14 protein-coding genes and 1 pseudogene are annotated in these 17,463 nt (G+C 53.0%); 9 read left to right on the top strand and 6 right to left on the bottom strand.

Going from position 1 to position 17,463, the window contains the following annotated elements; translation table 11 throughout:
- Nucleotides 1-152: 152 nt before the first annotated feature.
- Entirely contained in the window at nucleotides 153-1,037 is an 885-nt protein-coding gene (locus tag K4A76_RS03455) for a LysR family transcriptional regulator (RefSeq protein ID WP_274412262.1), read from the bottom strand.
- A gap of 56 nt (nucleotides 1,038-1,093) precedes the next feature.
- Nucleotides 1,094-2,119: a LacI family DNA-binding transcriptional regulator gene (locus K4A76_RS03450; protein WP_274411558.1), complete on the bottom strand. Its 1,026-nt coding sequence runs from the start codon at nucleotides 2,117-2,119 to the stop codon at nucleotides 1,094-1,096.
- 199 nt (nucleotides 2,120-2,318) lie between these two features.
- Between K4A76_RS03450 and K4A76_RS03445 the strand changes: the two genes are divergently transcribed.
- The 9 genes and pseudogenes from K4A76_RS03445 to K4A76_RS03405 all read left to right on the top strand — a co-directional run bounded on the left by K4A76_RS03445 (nucleotide 2,319) and on the right by K4A76_RS03405 (nucleotide 11,667).
- The gene (locus K4A76_RS03445; protein WP_274411557.1) at nucleotides 2,319-3,530 is read left to right on the top strand and encodes an ABC transporter substrate-binding protein; all 1,212 of its coding nucleotides are present in this window, start codon (nucleotides 2,319-2,321) and stop codon (nucleotides 3,528-3,530) included.
- A 66-nt stretch (nucleotides 3,531-3,596) separates the two neighbouring features.
- Nucleotides 3,597-4,475: a branched-chain amino acid ABC transporter permease gene (locus K4A76_RS03440; RefSeq protein ID WP_274411556.1), complete on the top strand. Its 879-nt coding sequence runs from the start codon at nucleotides 3,597-3,599 to the stop codon at nucleotides 4,473-4,475.
- Nucleotides 4,476-4,485: 10 nt separating this feature from the next.
- Entirely contained in the window at nucleotides 4,486-6,264 is a 1,779-nt protein-coding gene (locus K4A76_RS03435) for a branched-chain amino acid ABC transporter ATP-binding protein/permease (RefSeq protein ID WP_274411555.1), read from the top strand.
- Entirely contained in the window at nucleotides 6,251-6,955 is a 705-nt protein-coding gene (locus K4A76_RS03430) for an ABC transporter ATP-binding protein (RefSeq protein ID WP_274411554.1), read from the top strand. The genes K4A76_RS03435 and K4A76_RS03430 overlap by 14 nt, the downstream gene beginning before the upstream one ends.
- 13 nt (nucleotides 6,956-6,968) lie before the next feature.
- Entirely contained in the window at nucleotides 6,969-7,964 is a 996-nt protein-coding gene (locus tag K4A76_RS03425; RefSeq protein WP_274411553.1) for an NAD(P)H-quinone oxidoreductase, read from the top strand.
- The gene (locus K4A76_RS03420) at nucleotides 7,961-8,731 is read left to right on the top strand and encodes an SDR family oxidoreductase (protein WP_274411552.1); all 771 of its coding nucleotides are present in this window, start codon (nucleotides 7,961-7,963) and stop codon (nucleotides 8,729-8,731) included. Before K4A76_RS03425 ends, K4A76_RS03420 begins: the two co-directional genes overlap by 4 nt.
- A 181-nt stretch (nucleotides 8,732-8,912) precedes the next feature.
- A pseudogene (locus tag K4A76_RS03415) lies at nucleotides 8,913-9,592 on the top strand (IS3 family transposase); the annotation flags it as partial.
- A gap of 126 nt (nucleotides 9,593-9,718) precedes the next feature.
- Entirely contained in the window at nucleotides 9,719-10,723 is a 1,005-nt protein-coding gene (locus K4A76_RS03410) for an LLM class oxidoreductase (RefSeq protein ID WP_274411551.1), read from the top strand.
- Nucleotides 10,720-11,667, top strand: coding sequence for a nuclear transport factor 2 family protein (locus K4A76_RS03405; RefSeq protein WP_274411550.1), 948 nt, complete (start codon nucleotides 10,720-10,722; stop codon nucleotides 11,665-11,667). The genes K4A76_RS03410 and K4A76_RS03405 overlap by 4 nt, the downstream gene beginning before the upstream one ends.
- A 222-nt stretch (nucleotides 11,668-11,889) precedes the next feature.
- Here K4A76_RS03405 and K4A76_RS03400 read toward each other — a convergent pair whose 3' ends face one another.
- The 4 genes from K4A76_RS03400 to K4A76_RS03385 form a co-directional block, all read right to left on the bottom strand.
- Nucleotides 11,890-12,726, bottom strand: a complete 837-nt coding sequence (locus K4A76_RS03400; RefSeq protein WP_274411549.1) for an alpha/beta fold hydrolase — start codon at nucleotides 12,724-12,726, stop codon at nucleotides 11,890-11,892.
- A 175-nt stretch (nucleotides 12,727-12,901) separates the two neighbouring features.
- A complete protein-coding gene (locus tag K4A76_RS03395; protein WP_274411548.1) occupies nucleotides 12,902-14,116 on the bottom strand; it encodes an alpha/beta fold hydrolase in 1,215 nt (404 codons plus the stop codon).
- 58 nt (nucleotides 14,117-14,174) lie between these two features.
- Nucleotides 14,175-15,452 carry an MFS transporter gene (locus K4A76_RS03390; protein ID WP_274411547.1) on the bottom strand — a complete coding sequence of 426 codons (1,278 nt, stop codon included), beginning with the start codon at nucleotides 15,450-15,452 and terminating at the stop codon, nucleotides 14,175-14,177.
- A 1,019-nt stretch (nucleotides 15,453-16,471) separates the two neighbouring features.
- Nucleotides 16,472-17,380 (bottom strand): LysR family transcriptional regulator, encoded by a 909-nt coding sequence (locus tag K4A76_RS03385; protein WP_274412261.1) that lies wholly within the window; start codon nucleotides 17,378-17,380, stop codon nucleotides 16,472-16,474.
- Nucleotides 17,381-17,463 lie beyond the last annotated feature (83 nt).

Here is a 17,463-nt window from a genome sequence, read left to right as displayed (position 1 = left end):
GTCTGAGCTGATCGGGACTGCACGTACCTGACGAGCGAGTTCCATGGCGACACCTTAAATCAGGAAGCTACAAAGAATGGTATGACTACTGAGCAAAGCTGGTTTGCCCAGCAGTCATAGGAAGAGATCATCTCCCGATATTTACGTCCGAGCTAGATGCTCCAGGGATAATCTGCGATTCGCTGTTCGAGGGCACTGATAAACGCTTTGACGCGTGGGCTAAGGTTTTTACGATTGGGATACACTAGATAAATCGGCTGGGGGTTGGTCGATCGAAAGTCTTCCAACACGGGGATCAATCTGCCTGATTTCAGATCATCGCCGATGTGAAAATCTGCAAGGCGCACGATACCACCACCACTGAGAGCGACCGAACGCAACAGGTCACCTTGATTAAACGTCGAGCGTGGCTGTACAGGTACGACCGTCGTTTCCCCCTCTTGCTCATAGCCCCAAATGTTCCACGGACTGTTGAAGGCAAAATGAAAGCAGTCGTGTTGCAGCAAATCCGCAGGTACAAGCGGCATACCCCGTTTTTTCAGATAGCTGGGAGCTGCACAAGTGATCCAGTGTGCTTCGCCTATACGCCGAGCGACACGTGACGAGTCTGGTAGTACACCACTGTGTATGGCAATGTCGAAACCCCGATCAAATTGGTCGACGTACTGCGCGGCGACTTCGATTGCTACAGATAATTCCGGATAGAGAGCGAGAAATTCAGGCAACCAAGGGATAAGCTGGTGTTTCGCGAAGGTCGCCATTGTATGGATACGCAGAGTACCCCGGAGTCTAGCGGGAAACGCTTCAGCTAGCGAGTCGGCCTCTGCCATTGCTTCCATGACTACTTGGGCACTCCGAAAATAAGCTCTCCCTTCCTCGGTCAGGGACAACGTTCGACTACCGCGCTGAAATAACCGAACTGCTAGTCGATTTTCCAAGCGTGTTACTAGTTTGCTGACCGCTGATGGTGACAAATCGTTCGCACGAGCAGCTGCTGAAAAGCTTTTATGCTCGGTCGCCCACATGAATGCCAGCATTTGTGAATAATTTTCTTTGTCCACCACAATCATCCGCTGTTCAAAAAGGCCAGACACTAGCTCTGACGTACGAGCAACTTGCTGCTTTCCCGAGGCACCAAAGCAATATCTAATTCAATCACCTGATCAATCTGCGCCCCCTCAATCTGCGCAATCAACGAATCAGCGCTGATGCGACCGATTTCAAAGATGGGGACACGTACTGATGTAAGCGAGGGTGAAGCGATCGCACTGAAGCTGATGTCGTCAAACCCGGTAATCGAGAGATCGCTGGGTATATTCACCCCTCTGCGCTTGGCCTGCTCGCTAGCGCCGAGTGCCAGAAGATCGGTTGTACAGATCAAAGCAGTGGGGCGAGGCTCCATTGCAAGCACAGCATCTAGGCCAGCCCGCCCGCCTTCGAGGCTGAAAGCCTGTTCGACGATACGGCTTTCCGGCACCTCCACGCCATAGTGCGCACATCGCTGACGCACCCCCTGAATTCGGAATCGAGCACGCTCGTTGTGCTGGCGACGGCCCGTCAGTACAGCCATGTCCCTATGCCCAAGCGCGAGTAGGTGATCAGCGACCAGCTGCCCGCCACGCACATTGCTAAAGCCCACTGCACAATGCTCTTGGCAATCATCCACCGTCCACATCAAAACGTATGGACGCTGGGCTACCTGAAGCATTTCGAAGACAGATGGATCGTGGTCGGTGCCCACCAGGAATATGCCCTCTACACCACGCTCGATGAAATTACGTACGCTCAAGACTTCGCGATTCCGATCGTATTCGTGAGAGGCGATGATCAACTGATAGCCGAACTCATTCAGGCGCTGCTGAAGCGCCTGGATCGAATCGGCGTAAATTGGGTTATTCAAGGTTGGGAAAATCGCCGCGACGCTGAACGTACGTCTCAGGGCAAGCGCTCTTGCCGCACCGTTTCGAACGTATTGCAATTCTCGAACCGCAGCATCCACCTTGGCGAGCGTGGCAGGTTTTACTTGATCTGGATTGGACAATGCGCGAGAGGCGCTGCCCAGTGATACGCCTGCTAGGCGAGCTACGTCGCGTAATTTTGGCTTGTGGATTCTCGTCATCTGCTCATCACTCCTGCTTGACAACACTATACCACCGCGCTTAAAAATGAACCGGTTCAAATCATGAACGTTGTCGTCACCAAACCTACAAAAAACGGTCCGCCCCGCCCAGACACCCTTCACGGTGTTTTTTTTGAACCCATATTTGAACCGGTTCATTTTTATGGGGATGGATTACTAAGCTTCAGGAGGCAGCACAATGAAAATAATGCCTTGGGCCATAAATGGCGTTGCAGCCCTCACCTTGTCAGCTTCTCTGACTGCCTACGCCGACGTGCAGATCGGTGCTCTCTACCCGCTCAGTGGCGGCCTTGCTCTACTCGGCGATGAAAGCTATCGGGGCTTGGAAATTGCGGTAGCAGAACGCAATGCAGCAGGCGGATTGAAGGGTGAGCCAATCAAGCTGATTAAAGCCGACGCTGTGGACGCTGCTCAGGCTGTCAGTGCAGCTCGGCGTTTGACCTCAAGCGAGAACGTGGCTGCAGTTTTCGGTAGCTATTCATCCGCACTCTCATTCGCTGCTACTCAGGTAACTGAACTGGCAGGGATTCCGTATTTTGAGCTGGGTGCGGTCGCCGACAACATCACTGATCGCGGCCTTGAGAACGTTTACCGTAGCAATCCTACCGCTCGCGATTTCGCACAAGGCACGATTACCGCGATTACCAAACTGGTCGCCCCCCAGCTTAAAGTTGACCCAGCCAACCTGAAGATCGCGATCATTCATGAAGATGCGCTGTATGGCACCACCATCGCATCCTTTCAGAAAGAGCTTGCGATGAAAGAAGGGCTGCAAGTGGTTGAAGTGTTGCCCTACTCTGCGAAGGCTGTGGATCTCTCATCACTCATTTTGCGCTTGAAAGGATCGGGAGCTGACGTAGTCCTGCAGACGTCTTACCAGAACGACACTACTCTATTCTTCCGTCAAATTCGCGAAGCCGGTTTCACTCCTAAAGCCATCATTGGCGCAGGAGGAGGCTACTCCATGCAGGACACTGTGAAGGTCGTTGGGGCCCAGAATATTGAAGGCGTCCTGGATGTCGACTTCCCGCAGTTCCACACCAACGAGGCAGGTGCGCCCGGGATTGCGGCTTTCGCAGAAGCCTACCGCGCACGTTACGGCAGTGAGCCGCGCTCTGGGCACAGCCTTATCAACTACGTCGGAGCTAAAGTGTTCCTAGACGCTATGGCTCAGGCCAAAACCTTCGATGCACAAGACATCCGCGAAGCGGTGAAAGCAGTCGACATTCCAGTCGGACAAACAGCGGCGAACATAGGCGCCAAGTTTGGTGAAAACGGCCAGAACGAACGGGCGCAGACCACGATCATGCAATGGCAACAAGGGGTACTGAAAACAGTTTACCCACCAGCTGCCGCAGTCGCCCAAGCAACGTTGGCAAGCCAGCCCTGACTCTATACCCAGCACGTAAGCCGCTCGACATTGAAATGGCGCGCGGCTGATGTCCGAGGAATCCCGATGGAAATCTTCCTGCAACTTCTGCTTAACGGCGTACTGTTGGGTGGCACATTGGCCATCATCAGTATTGGCCTCACTTTGATCTTCGGCATCGTCAGGGTCGTAAACTTCGCCCACGGTGAATTCCTGATGATAGGAATGTATGCCGTCTACCTGATGAACCAGCATTTGGGCTTACATCCTTACGTCAGCATCATTCCGGCAGTAGCATTGCTCTTCATGCTGGGCGCAAGCATGCAACGCTTCATCATCCAACCTCTGCTTGCAGCGGAAGGGCATATCCAGATCTTCGCTACGGTAGGTGTGTCCATCGCGTTGATGAACGCGGCACTCATGGTATTCGGCGCCGATGTAATGACGGTAAACAATTCCAGCGGCCTGGGTACTGGCAGCGTAGGAATTGGCCCACTTCGAGCCAGCACTGGGCAATTACTGACCTTCGCTGTTTCACTGGCTTTAGTCGGTGGACTGCATTGGTTCCTGCACAACACCTTTCTCGGGCGAGCTGTACGCGCAACCGCACAGCATCGCAACGCGGCCCTACTCATGGGCGTTAACGTCAACCGCATCTACATTTTTGCCTTCGGCCTGGGCTGCGCCTGTCTTGGTTTAGCAGCCGGGATGATTGCGCCTCAATATCCGGTTTTCCCGACCTTCGGAACGTTCTTCGTACTTACTGCCTTCGTCATTGTTGTATTGGGCGGACTGGGCAGTCTTACGGGTGCTTTGATCGGTTCAATCCTGATTGGCGTAGTGGACAGCCTGGCGGGCTACTACATCGCACCTGATCTTAAGGAAGTCGTCTATTTCATGATCTTCCTAGCGATTCTAATTTTCCGCCCCACCGGCCTGTTCGGTGCCGGGCGTGGCTCAGAGTAGGAGCTTATAAATGAACCTTCTCCACCCTCGCATCTACCTGAGCTTGGCAGCGCTTTCCTTGCTGTTAGTCATACCCTTTGCAGCAGGCTCCAGCTTCGTCTTCCACCTGTTTATCCTGATATGCAGCTATGCAGCACTGGCCAGTGCGTGGAATATCGTTGGCGGTTTTGCCGGTCAATTATCGTTAGGCCATGCAGTCTTCTATGGCGCTGGGGCGTACGTCAGCACCCTCCTGATGCTGCATCTTAATTTGAGCCCATGGATCGGAATGTTCGTCGGCGCTGCGGTATCTGTGGTACTGGCCGTGGCCATCAGTTGGCCATGCTTCCGTTTGCGTGGGCCATTCTTTGCTTTGGCGACCATCGCAGTACTGGAAGTGATACGACTCCTGGTGATCAATCAACACGACCTTACGGGTGGTGCCGCAGGTCTAGCAGTGCCGCTGAAGCTTGGCGCCGAATGGATGCTGTTCCGTGCGCGTTGGCCATACCTGTTGATCGCCTTCGGTTTCCTGGCAATCACATTGCTAGTGTCATGGAAAATCAAACATTCACGTTTGGGCTACTACCTTATAGCCGTGCGTGAACGTGAAGATGCTGCCCAAGCGGTCGGCGTAAATGCGGTCAAGGTTAAGTTGATCGCGGTAATTCTGTCTGCTGCTCTAACCAGCTTGATCGGCAGTTTCCATGCCATGTATCTGACGTTTATCGAGCCGGGTGCAATGTTCTCGCTTGAGCTCTCCATCCAGATTGCCATGTTTGCATTGATTGGAGGTCTTGGCACCTTGTCTGGCCCTTTAATTGGCACAGTCATCGTACTACCCCTGGCAGAGCTTGCGCGCGGCTGGCTGGGCGATGCTGGGAGCGGTGTGCATGGTTTGGTATACGGCCTAGTGCTGGTAGCCTTTGTTCTGACTATTCCTCAAGGCTTGGTCGGCAGGTTCGGCGAGCGCATTAGTCGTTGGGTCGACAAACTCCCCGGCGGCAGAACCTCAGCGCAAAAACCAACCGTGTCGCTACCCGCCTCTAGCTCGTCTTCCACGATCGGCACCCCCATCTTGGTGGCTGAAAATCTACATAAGTATTTTGGCGGCCTACACGCCACCAATGACGTTTCATTGTCCTTGAAGGAAGGTGAAATCGTTGGGGTAATTGGTCCCAATGGTGCTGGTAAAACCACAGTCTTCAATCAGCTCTCGGGGTTTATTCAACCTTCATCCGGAACGGTCAAAGTGCGTACAGCCGATGGTCAGTGGATCAGCCCCTCGACACCCGCTGAATTTGCCGTCTCCGGGATCGGCAGGACCTTCCAAATCGTGCAGCCGTTCGCCGATCTGAGCGTGTGCGAGAACATCATGCTTGGCGCCTTTATGCATACCCGTGACCCTAACGAGGCGCGGCAAATTGCTATGGAAGTGGCAGCCCTTACCGATCTCACCCAACTACTGGACAGCCGAGCAAAAAACCTAACTGTCGGCGGTATGAAACGTCTTGAGATGGCACGAGCCCTAGCCACCCGCCCGCGCGTTCTGCTGCTGGATGAGGTAATGGCTGGTCTGAACCCTACGGACGTAACCAAAGCAATTGAAATCATCCGACGTGTAAGGGCTACTGGGGTCAGCGTACTCATGATCGAGCACATCATGCAGGCAACCATGACCCTGTCCGATCGCATAGTCGTGATCAGCAGCGGAGCCGTGTTGATGGATGGCGATCCGCAGGCGGTAGTGAGCAATTCTGAGGTGATCGAAGCCTATCTGGGCAAGGAGTACAACCATGCTACGGCTTGACAACATCCATGCCGGCTACGGCAACACTGAAGTCCTGCGCGGCGTATCTCTTGAAGTCAAGGCTGGTGAAGTCGTGACGTTGGTAGGTGCGAATGGTGCGGGCAAGACGACAACTTTGCGCAGCCTATGCGGCCTTATCAAACCGACCCAAGGTAGCGTCGAGTTCGAAGGCGAACGCCTAGACGGCTGCAGGCCAGATGAGATTGTTGGTTCAGGGATCACTCTTGTTCCAGAGGGCCGGCAACTATTCCCCTTCATTACGGTTCGCGACAACCTGCTGATGGGGGCCTACAAAAAAGCGGCTCGGACGGCAGTGAAGCAACGTCTGGAACAAGTTCTAGAGCTATTCCCCCGGGTGCGTGAGCGCCTTGAGCAAAATGCAGGCTCCCTGTCTGGCGGCGAACAGCAAATGGTAGCCATTGCCCGAGGGTTGATGTCGGACCCTAAGCTGTTGATCTTCGACGAGCCCTCTTTGGGGCTATCTCCCCTGCTGGTGTCTCAAGTATTTGGAATCATCGACAAGATCCTTGCGCTCGGGACCACCGTGCTCATTGTTGAGCAGAACATCGTGCACACGCTTCGCGTTGCACACCGAGGCTACGTACTGGAAAACGGAACAATCACGCTTACGGGCACTGGAAAGGAACTGCTTGATAACCCCCATGTGAAACGAGCTTACCTGGGGATGTGAGGAAGAAAGAAGTATGACTAAGACTATGCGAATGGTAGACCATCGCCCAGGTGGTAGTGCCGAGTGCCTACGCCTGATCGAAGTGGAACTACCTACTCCCGGTGCTGAGGATGTACTGATCAAAGTGGCCTTCGCCGGGGTGAATCGCCCAGACGTGCTACAGCGGTCGGGCAACTATCCACCGCCTCCAGATGCTTCGCCCTTTTTAGGGTTAGAGGTTTCAGGTGAGGTGGTTGCCGTTGGCGAAGCAGTTCAAGGACTGAATGCAGGCGATATGGTATGTGCACTCACTCCAGGGGGTGGCTATGCAGAATACTGCTGCGCCCCGGCTGCACACTGCCTGCCCGTGCCCGACGGCCTGTCGTTGGCCCAGGCTGCAGCGCTACCGGAGAACTACTTTACGGTTTGGACCAACCTGTTTGAGCGCGGCCATCTCACCCGCGGTGAAACGCTCCTGGTTCACGGCGGCTCTAGTGGGATTGGGCTTACGGCGATCCAACTGGCCAACCAATTTGGCGTACGAGTACTGGCGACCGCCGGCAGTGAAGACAAACTTGCAGCCTGCCGCGCGGCTGGGGCCAGCGTCACTATCAATTACCGTGAAGAGGACTTTGTGGAGGTTGTGCGGCAACAAACCAAAAGCGCTGGCGTGAACATGATCCTCGACATGGTCGGCGGCTCTTACATTCAGCGCAACATCGATTCATTGGCCTTGGAAGGTCGATTAGCGCAGATCGCTTTCTTGGAAGGCAGCCAGGTCGAACTCAATGTCATGGCGATCATGCTCAAGCGCTTAACGTTTACCGGCTCCACACTTCGGGCTAGGCCGAAAGCGGACAAAGCATCAATCGCCACAGCTCTTCAAACGCACGTCTGGCCGCTACTGGAAGAGGGGCGTTGTTTACCAATCATTCACTCGACTTTCCCGCTGGACCAGGCATCCCAAGCGCACCATTTGATGGAAAGCAGCAAGCACATTGGCAAGATAATTTTGGAGGTAGCCTCATGATCTCGGGCAGGCATAACGGTAGAGTGGTACTCGTTTCCGGCGCTGCCGGCGGAATTGGAGCAGCTATAGCTCGGCGCTATTGTGAAGAGGGTGCCAGTGTGGCACTGCTCGATCTCGATCCGAAAGCGTTACAAGAGCAAGGAGAAGCTCTCAAGAGTCAAGGCTTCAATGTGGCTTGGCACTCCGCAGATGTGGGAGACTTCGGACAATGCGAGGCGGCATGTTCCAACCTTGCTGAAATGATTGGACCAATTGATACATTGATCAACAACGCCGGAATCTCTCCTAAACACGATGGTAAACCAGCGCCGATATGGCAAATGACCCCATCGGAATGGCAACGAGTGGTAAACGTCAATCTCAATGGTGCGTTCAACCTGTCACGCCTTTTATCTACCTCTATGGTGGAACGTCGCTTCGGCCGTATAGTCAGCATGTCATCAGTGGCCGGCAGTGCGTTTCTACCCCTAGTAGCAGCGCATTATAGTGCTACGAAGGCAGCTATTATCGGACTTACGCGACATCTGGCGGGCGAGCTGGGTGAGTACGGAATCACGGCGAATGCGTTGGCACCCGGTCGTATCGAGACCCCCCTCTTGCGGACAGTTTCGTCTTCAGCAAATGAAGCTGTTGTTGCCGACACACCGCTCCGAAGGCTTGGACAGCCTTGGGAGGTCGCGGATGCTGCATGCTACCTGAGTGCCCCCGAAAGCGCGTTTATAACCGGCCAGGTACTTGATGTCGCTGGAGGTTGGCTGATGCGTTAAGACAGGTTCGAATTAGAGGGTTCGAGATGCGCGCAGATATACTTCAAAGCCTGCATCTCGGTCACTACTGAATCGCCACTGATTTCGTAGACACCTCCAAACCCATAATGAGGCCTCAATAGGAGGTACCATAAGTCGTCAGCGTTACCCTGATGAATTTAAAATCGAATCGGTCAAATAAGTGACCGAGAAAGGCAAGCCTGTCGCCGATGTTGCCCAGTACCTGGGCATGTCCGTTCGTAACCTTTATGTCTAGATGAACCTCTACAGCGTACTCAAGACCAGCGTCAGTAAGACGAACTGCGCAAGCTGCGCGCTCAACTCAAGCGCGTGACGTAAGAGCGAGATATCCTAAAAAGGGCCGGCCCACACTTTGTCATCGAGTGCGGCTAAAGTACGACTTCATCAAGAAGCATTCCACGGATTACCCGGTGCTGCGCCTTCCAAACCCTCAAGGTGCATCCCAGCGGCTACTACGCCTGGCTGGCCGAGCCTCAATCTGCCCAGCAAAAGAAGATCATCGTCTGCGGGCTTGATCAAACATGCTTGGCTCGAAAGCAGAGGTGTGTACGGCAACCGCAAAATTCATGATGACCTGCGTGAGCTGAGAGAGACATGCGGGCGAAATCGAGTCGGTTGTTTGATGCAGGCAGAGGAGTTGCGTTCACAAACGGGCTGTCGCCGTCGTCTTGGGTTTTGGTTGGAAAGCCAACATTAGCATCCCCCAACAACCTTGCCCGGCAGTTCAAGGTCAACGAGCCGAACAAGCTCTGGGAGACAGATATGACTTACATCCTCACCTATGAAGTATGGTTTTATCTGGCGGTAGCGCTAGATCTCCTCTCACGCCAAGTAATTGGTTGAACAATGAATCCACGGCCCCTCAGAGGGGACACATTTTCCCCAATACATTGACTACCATGCAGACCTGTTCATCTGAGAGCCGCGTACTCAGTAGTAATCGGTTTGAAATAATGAGGTTTAGCAATGACTTCTCTCAGCCCTTCCCTTGAGCTCAGTCCCGACCTTGCAGCTCACCAAGCCTATTCGCGAGTGTTCCAGCCAGAAGGCCTCACCTTCGGATACATCATGCCTCTGGAAGGCTACCCAAATTCGCCGTTTCCTACTTTGCAGGATCATCAGCTCCTTGCTCGAATCGCTGACGAGGCTGGTTTTGCAAGTTTATGGATGAGGGACGTGCCCTTCTACGATCCAAACTTTGGTGACACCGGACAGATGATCGATCCCTTCGTATACCTCGGATATTTGGCAGCCGTAACTAAAAAAATTGCTTTGGGAACGACAGGAATCGTTCTTCCACTGCGCGAACCGCTGATCGTTGCTAAACAATCCGTGTCGGTTGACCAACTCACCGGTGGACGATTCTTGTTAGGGCTCTCCAGCGGAGATCGCCCGATTGAATATCCAGCATTTGGGATTGATTTCGATGCTAGAGAAGAACGGTACAGGGAAGGCTTCGAGCTGATTAAGACAGTCACTGAAAATGGCTTCCCAAGCGTCTCGACCAAACTTTTCGGTCATTTGGAAGGCTTGCTAGACATGGTACCCAAGCCAGTTGGCCCTCGACTCCCCATGATTGTCGTGGGTCGGGCCCGTCAGACGCTTGAGTGGATAGCCAATAATGCGGATGCCTGGATTTGGCATCTGAGCGACTTCAATCGTTTGCCCGACCTTATCCGCGAGTTCCGTTCTGCCAGTCAGAACGGCAATGCCAAACCATACGGCTATGCGACCTTTTTCGATCTGGCGAAGGATCCGAGCACGCCGCTAGAACGCGGCTACAACGGAATAAGGATAGGGCGTAATGCTCTCGTGGAGCTCTGGAAGCGTCAACAAGATGAAGGTGTTTCACACGTCGCACTGAATATCAAACCTCTCCAGCGACCAGCCGCTGATGTCCTGGAGGAGATGGCTGAGTATGTCCTGCCACACTTTCCCATAGGCCAAGCTGCATCGGAGGTGACCCAATGACCGATTCAAGTGATCGCATCGACATAAAGGGTGTTATAGCCACCTTTCTGGAAGCCTGGGAGAGCGGTAATTGGGAATCTGCTGGGGATATCTTCACTGACAACTGCCAGTTGGTAACAAGCTACATGTCCGCACACGAGGGTGGACGCAACATTGTCAGAGTTTTCCAGCAAGATCGAGTCAGGGCTGATAGCTTTTCAGTGAATGCAACTAATCACTATGTGGGTGGTGGAAAAACCAACGCTAATTTCAGTTTTTACGTCTATGGCCACATCAGCAAAGCCACAATGTCGGCCACGCTCAGATTTGGTATGACAGTCACAGGCTCTTTGAAAAAGACAGCTGGTACTTGGCGCCTCGACAGCGTGCTGATTGCCCTGAATTGGGTAACCGGGGACTACTCGCTTGCAATTCACTGGCAGCTCCCACCAGGTGATGACGGATGGAGGATTGGCGACCCAGCCCCGACCATCGTTAGCGAGCTGAATTCGCCATGGCTTGCTTTCCCTAACTCAACGGCTTCGGTGAGCAGTGCGGAGTGTATTGCTGAAACCTACGCTCGTTACTCGTGGGCGCTGGATCAGGGTGACATCCAGCAGCTTGCTCATTGCTTTACCAACGACGCCGCTGGTGATTTTCAACCGATGGGCCTTATTGAAGGACGCCACGCGATCATCGGATCCTTCAAAGAGTTTCGCAGGCCCTGGCCGTGGATGCAGCATTTTGCAGACGTGTTGGAGATCAAGTCTGACGAGGAAAAGGGTGTAGCGGAAATGATTGTCGGCAGAGTCATTCCTGGAAACTCACACACGCAAGATGGCACGCCTCTCTATGGTGCGCATTACAGGATGCGGCTTCGTCGCAAGCATGAGGGATTCTGGCAACTGACCTGGAGCGAGTACCGCCCGGGCTGGTTCAACGCCAATGATGCACCAAGAATTTAGCCCCTTCCTGGAAACGCTCTAAGGCCGTGGCGTCGTACTATCTCGGACGACAACTTCGATTTCTAGGCTCTGCGGCCTGGGCGATCCAGTCCTGAAACACCCGCAATTGCAGGTGTCTCAGGCTGGCAAAGGATATTAGGAAAAGAAAAAAGAACTTCCACATCTATCAATGAGCCGCGAAACCTTAACACAATTGGCTATGAGTTGAGCGACTTTTGTTCATCAAACACGCGGATTTGAGTAGAAATCGATAATCGCTGGGAGCACTTGCTCAGGTGCTTCCAGGGTTGGACTGTGGCCTATCTTGCTCAGCCGGATGAGCTTCGCATTCGGCAGTTCTCGTTTCATTTCATCAGACCAAGCAGGCGGGCGCGGCATGTCCTCCTCGCCATTGATGATCAGCACCGGTATCTTAATTGAGGAGAGCAGCGGTACCGAGGTTTCCCGGTGCATAACGCCTTTCATGGCAGGACGCAACTCTTTGGGCAGAGCGCGGATTCGATCACGCCAGTAAGCCACCATCGGTTGCTTCTCAGGATCCTCGCGGGTTGTTTTGCCGAACATTACTTCCATGGTCATTTCAAGGATGTCACCGGTAAAACCCTTCTCGCCCGCGTCTACCACCCATTGTGCGAAACGCGCACCTTGCTCCGGTGGTTCTCCGCAGGCGGAAGAACCGGCCACAACCAATGAGCGGAATAGTTCCTGACGCCGTGCGATCAGCCGGAAAGCAACGTCGCCGCCCATGGATTGAGCCATAACGTTAATAGACTTGAGCTCCATTTTTTCGATCAGGGCCTCCATGTCATCGGCACACTGGTCCATGGTTATGATGTCGACATCATCCAGGGCACTCTTGCCCTGCCCTCTGAAGTCTGGTCGTACCACGCGAAACTTACCGGAGGCCGCGCGAACCAAGCCATCGAACATCGAGCCATCGAGAAAGCAAGAGTGCAGGCAAAGCACGACCGGCAGATCGTTCTCGCCGGTATCCTCCACCCACAGGGTGGTCCCGTTGACTTCAACGTTTTTGCCTTTAGTAGCAGTAGTTTGCGACATGTTTTTCTCTCTTGTTTGACATATCCCAAAGCGGTTATTGACTGCTTTACGGGCATTAGCTTCTTACAAGCTAAAACTCCAAATTGCAGGTTGCCTGGGAAGACGAATAATAGAACTAGGCATCTCTTTCGGGCGTGCCGACTGGAACGATCTTAGGCTATTCCATTAAGGTCATTTATTTACCGTGGCCAGCTTCACGGAGAAATGCACGCACCGTGTCGCAGTATTCCAGTGGATTTTCAGTCATAGGATAGTGGCCAGTACCCGCGAGTACGGCGATCTTGCTACCCGGGATGCGAGAAGCTGTTTCTTCAACCTTCTCCTGATACACCAACCAGTCTGCATCACCACGAATCAGCAAGACGGGAGCTTTGATCTTGCCAACTTGTTGTCGCTGATCAAAATTCGCATAGCCAGTCAGATCTCCTTTCATCACCTGGGGAGTCGTGCGAGAGATCTGCCATACTACCTCCCTGGCGCGATCAGGCGGAGTACGATGGCCCGTCATAGAACGAGACCAAGCCCCGATAATCTCAGGTCCGTTCATGACCAGCATATCGAGGAAGAACTCAGAAACGGTTGGGGTGAAGTCTGCCCCTTCTGCCGAAATGATGGCACTGTATGCGTCGGGCCGACGTGCGCCCAGTTCCAAGACGAGATTGCCACCCATGGAGCATCCCATGATAGCTGGCTTTTCGAGTCCCAGTGCTTCCATTAAATGCTCGTTGAATTCCGCATGCCGGGTGAGACTGTGGAAGGGCCCAGATTCCGGCAATTCCGATTTGCTATGCCCGGGGGCATCGATTGCAATTACGCGGAACTCGTCTGACAGACCGTCCAATACGTGCCTGTACATAAGGGAATCCTGGGACGCTGCGTGGAAGCAGACAAGCGGACGCCCCTCCCCGGCTTCTTCGTAGTAAACACGGATACCGTCAACGGTAATGTACCGTCCGATTGTTTCCTTACCTGAAGGCTTGGGCCCTGGAGAATAAGAGACCGATGACACAGCATCAACTTTCCCAACACGCTTCATGGCGTCAAACGCACGGGCCATCACATCGACGTACTGCCAGGCGGCCACCACATTTCCCTCAAGCTCAAGCTTGCCAAGCCCAGGAGAAAGCGCTTCGAACCAGTCAATTTTTCCATCTAATACGCGCTGCCACTCTTCATCTGGACCCGAGACGATGATATCAGCGCCAAGCGGGTTGCCTTCGGGGTAAACTGCCACCACTTTGCCGGAAAAAACTACAAGCGTAGTGAACCCGGCACTGTGTTTGAATTGAATCCGGCCGTCGAAATAGCGAGCTGCGGTGCTCCAGTCTGAATCATTGTTGAGCACTTCGACAAATTGGTTCAGCCACTCGGCATTATTGATAAGGGTCATGACGTTCTCCTAGCTTTAAGTATCCGCGAAGGATTTTTTTGTGTTACTGCAACAGGCTTTACAACCCTATGTTGCAAGAGTGCTTTGACACCAGCGCCTTATCATACTTAAGGAACCAGCCGGTAGTTTCACGCGTGAAGATAATAGTAGTAATGGCGGCAGCCACCATGAGGCCAGAAATAAAATAAAGTGCGTAGTTATAGCCAGCAACTTGATTAAAGCCGCCACCCGCTCCAATGAACATTCCAATCACAAATGGTCCGAAACCACCTGCATAGATACCGACGTTGACGATCGAACCTGCAAGTCCTGTAGTGCCTTGCTTTGCTGAGTCGAACGCAATTGCATAGAGCAGTGTGTAAGGGGCGTTCATCGCAAAGCCCGCAAATAATTGGATCGCGATAAGCCAGGTGAGACTTACTGCTGAGAACTTGAATAGGTACATCCCCACTGCGAGCCAGACGAAAACTAGCACTAAGCAGAGTTTTCTACCTGCTCGATCTGAAACCCATCCCCACACGATCTGACCAATACCGCCAGTTATGGTAAAGAGCACTGAATATGCAGCCGCCTCTGCAAAGTTATAATGCGCTACGAAGGCCAGGTATTGAGGCAGCCAGAAACTAATGCCGAAATAGCCAACGATCGCAAACATCGAGATCAACGCGACCGCGGAAATGTTTGGATTTTTTAGCGAAGCTTTTAAAGCACCTTTAGGCACTTCGCGCACATCTTGCACTGCCTCCATTGAAGGCGGGGTTTCATTAACCGCTTGTGCATGCTTTACGAACGACTCATACCGCTTCTTTGTACTAAACCACCAGTAGATGGAGAAGATGATGATCATTGGTACTGGGAAGACCAAGAAAGCCAGGCGCCAGTTTTCCGGACCATACGCGTTGAGCAATGCACTTACAGCCAAGCCGCCGATCAGCGTTCCCCAAGGGTATCCGGTGTGATGGAGACCCAGCGCAAAACCTCTTCGCTCCTTGGACCACCATTCGGATAGTGAGGTGACCTCGATAGCCTCGCCGGCACCACCAAATGCGTGAGACAGGATCTGGAGAGCCACGAGCACACCCAGCGAGCCCGTCAAGAAGTTGAAGCCGGTCATAAAGGTGAACAGCGTATAAGCGATCACGATCGGCAGATGGCGGTATTTACGCCTCCACCCCTGACCACCTTTGTCAGCCCAAATCATGCAAGGCACTGCGATCAAGGATGTCGCGATTGTAATGATCGCGGCAAGCAGTCCAGTCAGTTCGGCGCTGGTCTTGAACTCGCTTGTGATGGATGGCAAGACCATAAAGAACATCTGACGCGAGTTGGCATCCATTGCGTACACGAGCCACAAGAGAACCATCGCCCCCCAAGAGGCAGCACCTGCCCCTCTCGGTATACGGGTGACAGAAGGTATGACGTCAATTCTTTCTTGAGCTAATCCCATGGGGATATCTCCGGTTACTTATTTTTGTTCTCCGGCTGATGATCGGCCTTTCACGAACGGCGACCTCAACTTCCGAGTGAATCAGTACGTGTCGCACCGCTCACCATGAAAGGAGGTTATGGGGCCGGTCTAGCTTTGAATATATCTGGCCAAGCACACCTGCTATGAACGCTCGGCACAGATCGATTGGCATGAATCTCTCAAAGGGCATCCTGGTCCTCAACAGATGGCAAAAAGGGCTGAAATGCAGGTGGTAGAAGCTTTCTCTTGGTCTGCTCCGCCTTCAGAAGCCATCGTCACTGGTCCAATGGTCCAATAGTCCCGCCCCTTAAGGTGGATATGATTTGCCCAATAAGGAGGTTTCCATCCAAAAACGAAAGCCTGCAGCCGAAAGCCCAAAACCTGCTACCAGCATCGTTCCTGGCGATAACTGCTCGACTCCCCATGTCTGCGTCTATGTGAACTCCGGCCCTAGGCGCCTGCGTCAGTGGGTTCACCAGGTTCGCGGAGAGTGTCAAGAAGGCTAGCCAGTAACTGATACCTGGGCGATCAGCGACGACCGCGAGAACTCCAGCATCTGCAAGCCGAAATCAAGCGCCTGGAAACAGATCCTGAAATCTAAAAAAGCCAACGGTTCTCTTGATGTCGGATCTCGATCATTCTTGTTGATTGAGGCACGGATGTAGTCAGGTGCCGCATCAGAGGGGCCTGCTTTGCAGTGCGGTGAACGTGTTTCATAGCTCGTTCCGGACTGGCTTCACCACCATTAAGAAATGATGTAAAGAAGCGGTGGGCGAGCGGGGCGCTTTCGGCCGACAATTCTCTTGTCTCTGCCTAGCACCAGATTACTGGGAAAATTGAGAGTGGATCCTAATATGAGTCAATGACAGCTTGCTGGATCAGCAGAACTATCGTACGATTTTCCACGGATGCAGCATCCACTTATGTTGGAAGAATTCGATAAACACTCTGATACGAGGACTTAGATGCTTTCTATCTGAATATAATAGGTAGATTGGCTCCCGAATTTCCGTTTTATACTGATCGAGTAGCAACACAAGCGAACCGTCTTGAATATCCTTTCCAATGTGAAAATCAGCAAGTCTTACTATCCCTGCTCCTGATTTAGCCAGATCTCGCAGCAACTCCCCTTGAGTGAATGATCCACGAGGTTTCACAGGGGTTGTCAATCCTAAGCCATCTTGGACAAAGACCCATTTATTCCAAGGACTGGCAAAGCTAAAATTAAAACAACGATGGGTCATCAGGTCTTCTGGTCGCTGAGGTGTACCATATTTTTCCAGATAATCAGGAGCGGCACACAACAACCACTCACACTCGCCAATTTTTTTTGCGATTCTGGAAGAGCTTGGAAGAATCCCGCTATGAATAGCGATATCCAATCCTTGTTCGAACTGGTCTATGAATTGAGCGCCTAACTGAATCTCCACATCAAGGCCCGGATATAAATCCAGGAACTCTGGCAACCATGGCACGATTTGCTGCTTTGCAAATGACGTCATGGTGTGAATGCGAAGCGTACCGCTGACCCTTGAAGGAAGCCCTTCTGCCAACGAATCAGCCTCGCTCATGGCCTCAACCACTGCTCTGGCACTGCGAAGATAAGCAGCACCCTCCGCCGTCAGCGTCAAGACTCGGGACCCCCTCTGAAACAGACGTACCCGAAGTCTGTTCTCCAGTCGCGCGATCAGCTTGCTGATGGCCGAGGGCGTCATGTCGTGCGCTCTGGCTGCAGCAGAAAAGCTTCCGCACTCCGTCGACCAGATGAAAGCCAGCATTTGAGAGTATTGATCCACAGTTTTTCTCCCACCATGACAAATTTTCCCGTTTTCCTGCACGAAAAACGCACCGGGGCGCGTTTTTCTACCGCAGGAAAACC

It is taken from the genome of Pseudomonas sp. NEEL19 (assembly GCF_028751975.1).
Taxonomy (GTDB): Bacteria; Pseudomonadota; Gammaproteobacteria; order Pseudomonadales; family Pseudomonadaceae; genus Aquipseudomonas; species Aquipseudomonas juntendi.
The sequence above is the reverse complement of the archived record's forward strand: the minus strand, read 5'-3'. Positions and strand labels throughout refer to the sequence as shown.

What these genes read in the sequence shown, in the direction of transcription:
- K4A76_RS03455 (WP_274412262.1), bottom strand. Translation starts at nt 1,037, where the DNA reads ATGCTGGCATTCATGTGGGCGACCGAGCATAAAAGCTTTTCAGCAGCT.
- K4A76_RS03450 (WP_274411558.1), bottom strand. Translation starts at nt 2,119, where the DNA reads ATGACGAGAATCCACAAGCCAAAATTACGCGACGTAGCTCGCCTAGCA.
- K4A76_RS03445 (WP_274411557.1), top strand. Translation starts at nt 2,319, where the DNA reads ATGAAAATAATGCCTTGGGCCATAAATGGCGTTGCAGCCCTCACCTTG.
- K4A76_RS03440 (WP_274411556.1), top strand. Translation starts at nt 3,597, where the DNA reads ATGGAAATCTTCCTGCAACTTCTGCTTAACGGCGTACTGTTGGGTGGC.
- K4A76_RS03435 (WP_274411555.1), top strand. Translation starts at nt 4,486, where the DNA reads ATGAACCTTCTCCACCCTCGCATCTACCTGAGCTTGGCAGCGCTTTCC.
- K4A76_RS03430 (WP_274411554.1), top strand. Translation starts at nt 6,251, where the DNA reads ATGCTACGGCTTGACAACATCCATGCCGGCTACGGCAACACTGAAGTC.
- K4A76_RS03425 (WP_274411553.1), top strand. Translation starts at nt 6,969, where the DNA reads ATGACTAAGACTATGCGAATGGTAGACCATCGCCCAGGTGGTAGTGCC.
- K4A76_RS03420 (WP_274411552.1), top strand. Translation starts at nt 7,961, where the DNA reads ATGATCTCGGGCAGGCATAACGGTAGAGTGGTACTCGTTTCCGGCGCT.
- K4A76_RS03410 (WP_274411551.1), top strand. Translation starts at nt 9,719, where the DNA reads ATGACTTCTCTCAGCCCTTCCCTTGAGCTCAGTCCCGACCTTGCAGCT.
- K4A76_RS03405 (WP_274411550.1), top strand. Translation starts at nt 10,720, where the DNA reads ATGACCGATTCAAGTGATCGCATCGACATAAAGGGTGTTATAGCCACC.
- K4A76_RS03400 (WP_274411549.1), bottom strand. Translation starts at nt 12,726, where the DNA reads ATGTCGCAAACTACTGCTACTAAAGGCAAAAACGTTGAAGTCAACGGG.
- K4A76_RS03395 (WP_274411548.1), bottom strand. Translation starts at nt 14,116, where the DNA reads ATGACCCTTATCAATAATGCCGAGTGGCTGAACCAATTTGTCGAAGTG.
- K4A76_RS03390 (WP_274411547.1), bottom strand. Translation starts at nt 15,452, where the DNA reads ATGGATGCCAACTCGCGTCAGATGTTCTTTATGGTCTTGCCATCCATC.